The following is a 9,236-nucleotide window of genomic DNA, read 5'->3' as shown; positions in this document are numbered from 1 at the left end:
CGGGGCTGTAGCTCAGATGGGAGAGCGCTGCAATCGCACTGCAGAGGTCAGGGGTTCGATTCCCCTCAGCTCCACCAACCGACCCGACCTGGGTAACGGGGGTGGTTTTTCCGGAAAAGTCCTGAAATCAGTCTTCTGAGATCAGATCGTTCCGGCCGGAAAGACAGGCCCGCTTCGCGGGCCTTTTTTATTGTCTCCGCTTTTATTGTCTTCGCCGGGTGCCGGTCGTCTCTTCCGGGCCATTCGTCTTTTCCGGGCCATGCCTGCCATTCCGGGCGATGCCTGCCATGCGGCTGTATCTGCCATGCGGCTGTCCGCCTGCTGCCACGGGGCTTAATGCACGCCGACGGCGGATCGCCCGCACACGCCGGCGCCCCCCCGACGATGCGCCAGGCACGCCGACGCCGCGCAGGCTCGCACCGCGTACAGATGCCGCCTGCGTCCGTCCGATGACGGTCTACTCGAAATCCAGAACGCGTCTGGTATCCAGACGGCGCAGCAAAAGATCGCCGAGCGCGATGACATTGCCCCACAGGCGGCCCCTGCGGTCGATCCACGGCTCCGGACGCGCGCATTTGACGGCATTGCTGGCAATATTCCGGCTGATGAGCCGCACCGCGCGCCGCCACGAAAGCGTGCCCTTCGTCGCCAGATAGATCGGGTTGGCGATCTGGGAATAACCGAGCCGCTTACCGGGACTGCGCCCGGAACGCTTGGTGCCCAGATGCACCCCCCGGAGCCGCGGCGCGATGACGATGCGACCGAACGGCGCCAGCTGACGGGAGAAATCCAGATCCTCCTGCCACGCATAAAGCGGCAGATTCTCGTCAAACCGGATGTTGTTCTGCCGCGCCAGATCAACGCGAATGATCATGTTGCAGCCATAGACGTTGTAAATCTCGTCCGGTCCGCCGGCGTCGTTCGGGCCCAGCCCTTCCAGAACCTCGATTCCCTCCGCCGTACTCAGCCCGGGGCCGATAATGCCATCCCTGATGACATGCCCGGTGGCCGCGATGATACCGGGATCGGACTGAAACAGCCGCCGCGTTTCTTCGATATAATCGTCGGCCGGCAGAAAATCGTCGTCGAGAAACAGCACCAGATCCGTCTCGACGACATCCATGATCGCATTGCGCTGTGGCGACGAACCGATGTCGCCCGTTACGATCCGGGCATTCGGAAAGCACTCGAACAGAAGCGCCCGGTCGACATCGTTTTCCCGTGCCGGACAAATGACGATCTCGTCAATATCGCGAATATTCTTATGCAAAAATTCCAGCGTCTCAGACAAAACCTCCCTTCTGCCAGCCGTCGCAATTGCAACTGTGACCTTCATTTTCATCTCCGGTAGAGGATATAGCATTATATCAATAAAATAATTGCGTAATTGCGCGAGAATACGATATCGGTATGAATTTCCTGTTTCAGCCGAATGAAATCGCAATTGTGCCTGAGTTTGGCATCGACGTGCCGGGTCGGCAACGGGTGATCCGCAGACCCGACGCCGGTTGCACAGCCGAACGCGCCCGTCAGCGGCGGAATGCCGCCCGGGCGGGCAACAGACAGACCGGACAAGCGCCGCAGAACCGCAAGGCAGCCCCGGCACACGACCGGCCGCAGGCGCTCTTATGACCCGGCCGGCCGGCGGGCGGACCGCAGGGCTTCCGCATCGATGCGGCGCGGCGTCCGTCCTGAAAGTGTTCTTCCCGGAAACGGCAATCTGCTGCTGTGGCGGCGTCCTGCTCATCGGATGCCGCTGTGCGACGCCGGGCGCCGGCCGGCCGGGCGGAAACGCGGGCCCGCTGGCGGCCTTACGGCGCCGCGCTGCCGGCGGCCGGCAGCAGCGGTTCGTAGCGCCGGTCCGTCAGCGTGCGCAGGAACGCCACCAGCGCATCGATGCGCCGGTCGTCCAGCGCCGGGCCGCTCTCCAGCTCCGTCAGGGACAGATTGTCCGCCACCTCCGGCGGCCCCCACGGCGCGCCGGTCTCCGGGTTGATCTGCCGTTTCGCCAGCCGGCTGTTGTATTTGTTGTAGAAGGCGATGACGGTGCGCAGATCGCGGAACACGCCGTTGTGCATATAGGGTCCGGTCACCGCCACGTTGCGCAGGCCCGGCACGCGGAACTGCCCGGCGGCGGCCGCCTTGTCGCTCACGGCCGGGTTGTCGGCCAGCCCCCGGTCTGCCACGGGCCGGCCAAGGGCGGCATCGAGCGCCGGATTGGCCGGCACGCCGATATTGTGGAAGCTGTAGTCGGTGAACGTCTCACGCGGGTCCGCGGCCTGCCGGTTCAGCCGGTGGCACTGGCTGCAGTTGGTGAACTGGTTGGAGAAGAACAGCACCCGGCCCAGTTCCTCCTGATCCGTCAGCGTCTCCTCGCCGCGCAGATAGCGGTCGTAGCGCGAATCGAACGGCGCGAACTCATCGGTCTGCTCGAAGGCAGCAATTGCCGCGCCCATGGCGGCGAAGGCGCGCTCTTCGTCATCGAAAATGTCATCGGCGAAGAGGGTGCGGAAGCTGCGCTCGTATTCCGGGTTCTCGCGCAGGCGGGCGACGGCCGCCGCCTTGTCGGGCAGCGCCATCTCAACCGGATTGAGCGGCGGGCCCAGCGCCTGCGCCGCCAGATCGTCGGCCCGCCCGTCGAGAAACTGCCCGCCCGCATAGCGCCCGTCGGCACGGCGATGAAAACGCGGGCTGAAGCGGGCATAGGCCGCCGGCGGGGCGTTGCGGGTGCCGATGGAGCGACCGTCATCGCCAAGCGACACCGCCCCGCCGGTTGCCGGCAGCGTGCGGGCATCCACAAAGCCCGCATCGGGCATGTGGCAGGTGGAACAGGCCTGCGTGCGGTCCTGCGACAGGTTCACGTCGTCGAACAGCGCCGCCCCCAGCGCCTGCAGCGTCTGCTGCCTTTCAGCCCCCTCCGGCGCGGCGGCGGGGACCGGGCCGGACGGCGCAGGCTCGCCCGCGGCCACTCCGGCCGCACCGGCCAGCATCAGCAGTGCGGCCAGACCGCCGCGAACAGCACGAAGAAGCATCACACCCGAAACCCGAAACAGCGCGCCCGCATCAGTCTATGCGCCATCAGAAACAGGTTTTGCAACTCAGTCGCATTGACCGCGATCAACGGCCCGGCGCAGAACCGGGCCGGTCAGGTCAGCCGGCCGCGGGCCGCCACCGGCAGCGTGCCGGTGATCTCGTCGCCGCGCACCGTCACCAGCCGGTCCACCATGTTCACCACCACGCAGACATGGTTGGGAACGATGCACACCACATCGCCGATGGCCGGCGGGTTTGCGCAGCCCGCCAGATCCAGCATGCCGTGCTCTTCGGAAAAGCCGGCGATGCGGGCATCGGGATGCTCCAGAATGAGACCGTGGCCATCGAGCCCGCCGCCGGTGTCGGCCGTCAGCGTCTTGGAGCCGGCATCGAGAATGCCGCGGTTCGCCTCGGCCCGGCTGACGACGGTGGAACAGACCGCCAGAGCGCAGTCCTGCAGCCGCGCGGCGCCGGCGCGCATCATCATGCGGTCGTTGAACACATAGGTGCCGGGGCGGTGCTCCGTCACGCCGCGGATGCGGCCGAGATTGGCAACATTGGGCGTGCCGCCGGACGAGACGATGCGCGGAGCCGGCAGGCCGGCCTCCAGCACGCCGCGGGTGGCGGCGTCGAGAAAGGCCTGCGTCGCCTCCATGGCGTCTTCCGGCGGGTAGAGCATGAAGCCGGCGAAGGCGAGACCCGGACGGGCGGCGATGTCGCGGGCCAGCGCCACCGCCTCGGCAACGGTGACCACGCCGGCGCGCTTGCGGCCGGTATCGACCTCCACCACCACATCCAGCGTGCGCCCGCCCTGCGCGGCGGCGGCGGGCAGGCCCGAGACCACCACCGGGTTGTCGGCCGCCACGGTCACTTTTGTGCCGCCGGCCAGCAGGCGGCCGAGGCGGGCCATCTTCTCCTCGCCCAGCAGGTTATAGGAAATCAGAATGTCGTCGATGCCCGCCGCCGCCATCACCTCCGCCTCGCCGAGCTTCTGGCAGGTGATGCCGCGGGCCCCCGCCGCCACCTGAAGGGCGGCGATGACCGGGCTCTTGTGGGTCTTGATATGCGGCCGGTTAGCCACGCCCGCCGCATCGCACGCCGCCTGTACGCGGGCGATGTTGCGCTCCACCACGTCCATGTCGATCACCACGGCGGGGGTGCCGAATTCGCGGGCGATCCGGCTTTTCAGGGTCTCGATGCTCATCGCTTCACTCTGGACGGAGGACTGGGGTCGGAGGATTGGGGGCGGAGGATTGAGGGCGGAGGATTGAGGGCGGAGGAACCGGAAGACGGGCGCGGCCGGATGCGGAATGACCCGGCCGCCCCCCAGGCGCCGCGGGCCTCAGGCCTTCAGCGCGAAGACCTGAATTTCGATCCGCAGGCGCGGGTCGGCAAGCTTCGATTCCACGCAGGCGCGCGCCGGTGCCAGACCCGCCGGCACCCACGCATCCCACACCGCGTTCATCTCGTCGAAGGTGGAGATGTCGGTCAGCCAGATGCTGGCGGACACGAGCGCGGTCTTGTCCACCCCGGCATCGGCCAGCAGGCGGTCGATCTTGGCCAGCACGTCGGCCGTCTGGCCGGCGACGTCGAGCGAGCGGTCGTCGGCCACCTGACCGGCCAGAATGACGAGGCGGCCGGACAGCGGCACGCTGACGGCCTGGCTCATGCGGGCGGAGGTGTGGAAACGTTCGATCATGGGATTTTTCTCCTGACAGCGGCCCTCAGCCGTAGCGGCCGGGGGCAAAGGCGGCGATATCGACCGCGGGTGGGCGGCCGGCGATGAGATCGGCGACGATGGCCGCGGAGCCGGACGCCATGGTCCAGCCCAGCGTGCCGTGGCCGGTGTTGAGCCAGAGGTTGCGAAGCGGCGCCGGCCCGATCAGCGGCGGCCCGTCGGGCGTCATGGGGCGCAGGCCGCTCCACCGCTCCGCCGTTTCAAGGGCGGCGGCGGGGATGCGCGGATAGAGCTGCCGCACCACATGGAACAGGCCGGCATAACGCTTCTCCGGCCGCGTCAGGTCGAAGCCGGCGATTTCCGCCGTGCCGCCGACCCGGATGCGCGCGCCGAGACAGGTGACGCCCACCTTGTGGGTCTCGTCGGAAACGGTGCTGCGCGGGCCGACGGCATCGCTGTCGGCGGCGATGGTGAGCGAATAGCCCTTGAGCGGGCAGACCGGCACGCGAATGCCGAGCGGCGCCAGAAGCGCCGGGGTGGCGGTGCCGAGGCAGCACACCACGGCATCGGCGGCGATGCGCCCGGCGTCGGTTTCCACTGCCGCCACGCGGCCGCCGGCCACCGCCAGCCCGGTCACCACCGTGCCGGTGAGAAGGCGGAACCCCGGCCGGCCCTGAAGGTGGCCGGCGAGGGCCTGCGTGAAGCGGCGGCAGTCGCCCGTCTCGTCGCCCGGCAGGTGGGCCGCAGCGATGATGCCCGCCGCGCGGATGGCGAGGTTCGGCTCCAGTGCGGCCAGTTCGTCCAGCGACAGCCGCCGCCCCGGCACGCCCAGATCGGCGAGCGCCGCAAGATCGGCGGCATAGCCGTCGCGCTGCTGCGGCGTGCGGAACAGCACCAGCGTGCCCCCGGTGCGGCTGTCATAATCGAGCGGCAGGCGGGTGCGCAGGTCTTCCAGCCGGTCGCGGCTGTATTCGCCGAGCCGCACCATCGCGCGCTTGGAGGCCGCATAGCGCGGCGCGTTGGCCGCCCGCAGCATGTGCCACAGCCAGCCGAGGGTGGCGGCATCCGGCACCCGGCCGAAACGCAGCGGCGGATAGCGCTCGAACAGCCACTTCAGCGCCTTCGGCACCAGACCGGGCACCGCCCACGGGGCGGAAAGGGCTGCCGAAATCTGTCCGGCATTGGCATAGGACGTGCCGAGCGCCGGTTCGGCCTCGCGCTCGATCACGGTAACGGTGTGGCCCTCGTCGAGAAGCGCGTGGGCCGTGGTGATGCCGATGACACCGGCACCGGGAATGACGACGTGCATGATTGCGCCTGCACTGGCTGGCGGGGGGTGAGGAAGGCCAGCCACCCGCCCACGGGGGGTGAGGGCGGGCAGCTGGCCGGGCGCGGGCCACACGAAGGGGGAGAAGCGGTCCGCGCGACCGGATGAAGGCGGCCGGCCGCCTTCAGAGCAGGCCGAGGGCGGCGAACAGGTCGTCCTCGGGCGCATAACCCAGATGGGTGCGGGCGGGGCTCAGGTCCCAGCCCGTGCCGGTGTTGCCGGAAACGCCGTTGACGGTGAGCAGCGGCGCCGGCCATGCCGTGGCCGGCGCGGCAATGGCGGCCTCGAACAGCCGGGCGAAATCGCGGTTCGACAGCCACATGTTGCGATACCACTTCAGATTACGGCGGCCTTCCGCATCCTCCGGCTCCGGGACGGCGGCAAACGCCACGTCGCCGGAAATGTTGATGGTCTCGGGCCGGTTCTCGCCCGGCTGCACCCAGCCGATGCGCACGTTGACGGCCGAAAGCGCCCCGCCGGCGCGCGCCACCGCCGCCGCCACCGCCCGCTCGCCCATGAACTTGGCGGTGGCATAGGCCGTGGAATCCATCCAGCCGGTGCCGGTGTTCCACTTCGTGCCGGGCGAAGGCGGCAGCGCGGCGGTGAGGAAGCCCGGCGCGTCGCTGGCGAGCGGGGCATCCTTGTAGCCGCCCATCACATGGTTGGAGGAGGCGAACACGAAGCGGCCCACGCCGTGGTCCAGCGCGGCATCGAGCAGCGCCGCGGTCATGTCGTAGGAGGCGCCGGCATCGGCCCAGCTGGCATCGGTGTGCGGGTGCTGCGCCGCGAAATGCACCACGGCATCGCACCCCGCCATGGCGGCCTGCCAGGGGGCGGACCGGTCGCACAGATCGCCGGCGACCGGGATGACGCGGGCATCCTCCGCCGCCAGATCGTGCGGCGGCTTCAGGTCGGCGGAAACGACGGCCGCGCACCACGGCGCCTGCAGCAGGTGCCGGGTGAGCTTGCGGCCGAGATCGCCGCCGCCGCCGCTGATGAACACGCGGCGCGGCGCTGAGAGCGCAGAAAGGTGGGACATGATCGGGCGGTTCCCTGTTCAGGCGGCGTCGGGTTCGCGGGCCAGCCGGCTTTCCGGCAGAAGCTGGCCGCCGTCGACGATGACCGTGGTGCCGGTGATGAAGCCGGCATCGTCGGAGGCGAGGAACAGCACCGCATCGGCCACCTCGCGCGGGGTGCCGAGCCGGCCGAGCGGCACGGCGGCTTCCATGCCGGCGATGAACTGCGGGCTGCGGCCGGCCTTCATGCCGTCGGTCAGGATGTTGCCCGGCTCCACGCCGTTGACGGTGATGCCGTAGGGCGCGAACTCCAGCGCAGCAGAACGGATGAAGCCGTTGATGCCGGCCTTGGAAGCGCCGTAGTGGCCATGGCCGGGCGAGGTCACCCGCGGGCCGGTGATGGAGGAGGTGAACACCATCCGCCCGTATCCCGCCGCCCGCATCGGCTTCAGCGCGGCCTTTGCGGCCAGAAAGGTGCCGCGCAGGTTGACGCCGAGCACCGCATCCCATTCCGCCACGCTGATGTCCTCGATCAGCGTCAGCGGATAGATACCGGCGTTCTGCACCATGATGTCGAGCCGGCCGAAGGCGGACAGCGCGCGGGCGACGACGGCCTCGGCATCGGCCTCCCGCGAGATGTCGGTGGCAACGAACAGCGCCTTTTCCGGGCCGCCGAGAGCGGCCGCGGTCGCCTCGCCCGCCGCCGTTTCCGTGTCGCCGATGACGACGCGCGCGCCTTCTTCCACGAAGCGGGCGGCGATGGCGGCGCCGATGCCCCGCGCCGCGCCGGTGAGAACGGCAACACGTCCTGCCAGTCTGTTCATGATGGTCGAGCTTTCCGGAAATGGGATCAGGCGATATGGCGGCGGATGGAGGTCTTGACGGTGTCGAGCAGGATGGCTGCCAGCACCAGACCGCCGCGGATGATCTGGGTGTAGTGCGGGGGCATGCCCATGACGTTGATGGCCGTGGAGATGGACGACAGCAGCAGCACGCCGGCGATGACCCCCGACAGCCGCCCGACGCCGCCCTTGAGGCTGACACCGCCGATGACCACCGCCGCGAACACCTCAAACAGCATGCCGGTGCCCAGATTGGCGGTGGCGCCGGAGGTGCGCGCCGCCAGCAGCCAGCCGGTGAAGCCCGCGATCATGCCGGTGAGGATGAACACCGTGATCATCAGCCGCTGCACCGGAATGCCGGCGCGGAACGCCGCCATCGGGTTGCCGCCGACCATGATGAGATGGCGGCCGAACGGCGTTCTGGCGAGGATGAGGCCGAACACCGCAAACACCGCACCCGTCACCCACGCCAGCATCGGCAGGCCGAGGAAGGAGGAGACGGCGACCCAGCGGATCTGCTCCGGCATGCCATAGACCGAGCGGCCGCCGGACAGCGCCACCACGAGGCCGCGCACCCACAGGAACGAGGCCAGCGTGACGATGAACGAGTTGATGCGCCACACCACCACCAGCCAGGCATTGATGCCGCCGATGACCGCGCCGATGGCCAGCGACAGCGCGATGGACACCGCCGCATTGAGCCAGCCCGGACTGAGCGAGATGCCGAGCCCGGCGCCGTTGGTGCCGAACAGCAGCGCCGACCCCATGGCGGCGAGCGCCATGGTGGATTCGATGGAAAGATCCATCTCGCCGCAGATCACCACCAGCGTCAGGCCCACCGCCAGAATGCCGATGAACGTCGACTGCTCCAGAATGTTGAGCAGGATGGCGATCTGGAAGAAATTCGGGATCGTCAGCGAAAACGCCAGAAAGGCGACGATGAAGACCAGCCAGACGAGGTTGTCGAGCAGGAATTCGGCGACCGCGCGGCGGCGCGAGCCGATGGCGAACACAGAGTGCGCGCTGGGCGAGGTGGCAGACATCGGGTGAGGAACCTTCGGGCGATGGACCGTTTCGGGCGGCGAACCGCCGGCCAGGGAAGAAGGCGGCGGCCGCCTTCAGGGCGAGAAGAGGCAGCCGCCGCCGGCGTGCCGGCCCGCGCCCCGCAAGGGCGGCACGGGCCGGCGCAGCCGGGCCGGCTCACTTCACCGGCGTGACCGGCGTTTCCGGCGGCTTGCCGTTGCCCCAGAAGGCCGGGTCGTCCACGTTGCTCTTGTCGATGGCCGCGCCGGGGATCTTCAGGTTCGGCCCCCACGGCTCGATGGTGATGACCGACTTCA

Annotated in this window: 9 protein-coding genes, 1 tRNA gene and 1 pseudogene; 2 read left to right on the top strand and 9 right to left on the bottom strand. The window is 68.9% G+C overall.

Translation table 11 applies throughout. From position 1 onward, the window contains the following. The first annotated feature begins 1 nt into the window (after nt 1). Nucleotides 2–77, top strand: a tRNA-Ala gene (locus V7067_RS12840). A 380-nt stretch (nt 78–457) separates the two neighbouring features. Here the strand turns inward: V7067_RS12840 and V7067_RS12835 are convergent. Further along, nucleotides 458–1,336, bottom strand: coding sequence for a glycosyltransferase (locus tag V7067_RS12835; protein ID WP_334176296.1), 879 nt, complete (start codon nt 1,334–1,336; stop codon nt 458–460). A 74-nt stretch (nt 1,337–1,410) separates the two neighbouring features. Between V7067_RS12835 and V7067_RS12830 the strand changes: the two genes are divergently transcribed. Next, on the top strand, nt 1,411–1,632 hold the full coding sequence (locus tag V7067_RS12830; RefSeq protein WP_334176295.1) for a hypothetical protein: 222 nt from the start codon (nt 1,411–1,413) through the stop codon (nt 1,630–1,632). A 179-nt stretch (nt 1,633–1,811) separates the two neighbouring features. Here the strand turns inward: V7067_RS12830 and V7067_RS12825 are convergent, their stop codons facing one another. The 8 genes and pseudogenes from V7067_RS12825 to V7067_RS12790 form a co-directional block, all read right to left on the bottom strand. Continuing rightward, nucleotides 1,812–3,032, bottom strand: coding sequence for a cytochrome c peroxidase (locus tag V7067_RS12825; protein ID WP_334176294.1), 1,221 nt, complete (start codon nt 3,030–3,032; stop codon nt 1,812–1,814). A 113-nt stretch (nt 3,033–3,145) separates the two neighbouring features. After that, on the bottom strand, nt 3,146–4,237 hold the full coding sequence (locus tag V7067_RS12820) for a D-TA family PLP-dependent enzyme (protein WP_334176293.1): 1,092 nt from the start codon (nt 4,235–4,237) through the stop codon (nt 3,146–3,148). Nucleotides 4,238–4,375: 138 nt separating this feature from the next. After that, on the bottom strand, nt 4,376–4,732 hold the full coding sequence (locus V7067_RS12815) for a RidA family protein (protein ID WP_334176292.1): 357 nt from the start codon (nt 4,730–4,732) through the stop codon (nt 4,376–4,378). A 25-nt stretch (nt 4,733–4,757) separates the two neighbouring features. Then, nucleotides 4,758–6,020 (bottom strand): D-amino acid dehydrogenase, encoded by a 1,263-nt coding sequence (locus tag V7067_RS12810; protein ID WP_334176291.1) that lies wholly within the window; start codon nt 6,018–6,020, stop codon nt 4,758–4,760. Between the two features lie 142 nt (nt 6,021–6,162). Further along, nucleotides 6,163–7,077 (bottom strand): NAD-dependent epimerase/dehydratase family protein, encoded by a 915-nt coding sequence (locus V7067_RS12805; RefSeq protein WP_334176290.1) that lies wholly within the window; start codon nt 7,075–7,077, stop codon nt 6,163–6,165. Nucleotides 7,078–7,095: 18 nt separating this feature from the next. Continuing rightward, complete coding sequence (locus V7067_RS12800; RefSeq protein WP_334176297.1) at nt 7,096–7,881, bottom strand: glucose 1-dehydrogenase; 786 nt, start codon at nt 7,879–7,881, stop codon at nt 7,096–7,098. Nucleotides 7,882–7,904: 23 nt separating this feature from the next. Next, nucleotides 7,905–8,939: an ABC transporter permease gene (locus V7067_RS12795; protein WP_334176289.1), complete on the bottom strand. Its 1,035-nt coding sequence runs from the start codon at nt 8,937–8,939 to the stop codon at nt 7,905–7,907. A 157-nt stretch (nt 8,940–9,096) separates the two neighbouring features. Then, nucleotides 9,097–9,236, bottom strand: a pseudogene (locus V7067_RS12790) (sugar ABC transporter substrate-binding protein); the annotation flags it as partial.

Source organism: Pseudoxanthobacter sp. (assembly GCF_036822375.1).
Classification (GTDB): Bacteria; Pseudomonadota; Alphaproteobacteria; order Rhizobiales; family Segnochrobactraceae; genus Pseudoxanthobacter.
Note: the sequence above shows the minus strand (reverse complement) of the source record. Positions and strands in the feature narration are given on the sequence as shown.

Coding starts and splice junctions, on each gene's coding strand:
- V7067_RS12810 (WP_334176291.1), bottom strand. CDS start 6,020: ATGCACGTCGTCATTCCCGGTGCCGGTGTCATCGGCATCACCACGGCC.
- V7067_RS12795 (WP_334176289.1), bottom strand. CDS start 8,939: ATGTCTGCCACCTCGCCCAGCGCGCACTCTGTGTTCGCCATCGGCTCG.
- V7067_RS12835 (WP_334176296.1), bottom strand. CDS start 1,336: ATGAAGGTCACAGTTGCAATTGCGACGGCTGGCAGAAGGGAGGTTTTG.
- V7067_RS12825 (WP_334176294.1), bottom strand. CDS start 3,032: ATGCTTCTTCGTGCTGTTCGCGGCGGTCTGGCCGCACTGCTGATGCTG.
- V7067_RS12815 (WP_334176292.1), bottom strand. CDS start 4,732: ATGATCGAACGTTTCCACACCTCCGCCCGCATGAGCCAGGCCGTCAGC.
- V7067_RS12830 (WP_334176295.1), top strand. CDS start 1,411: ATGAATTTCCTGTTTCAGCCGAATGAAATCGCAATTGTGCCTGAGTTT.
- V7067_RS12805 (WP_334176290.1), bottom strand. CDS start 7,077: ATGTCCCACCTTTCTGCGCTCTCAGCGCCGCGCCGCGTGTTCATCAGC.
- V7067_RS12820 (WP_334176293.1), bottom strand. CDS start 4,237: ATGAGCATCGAGACCCTGAAAAGCCGGATCGCCCGCGAATTCGGCACC.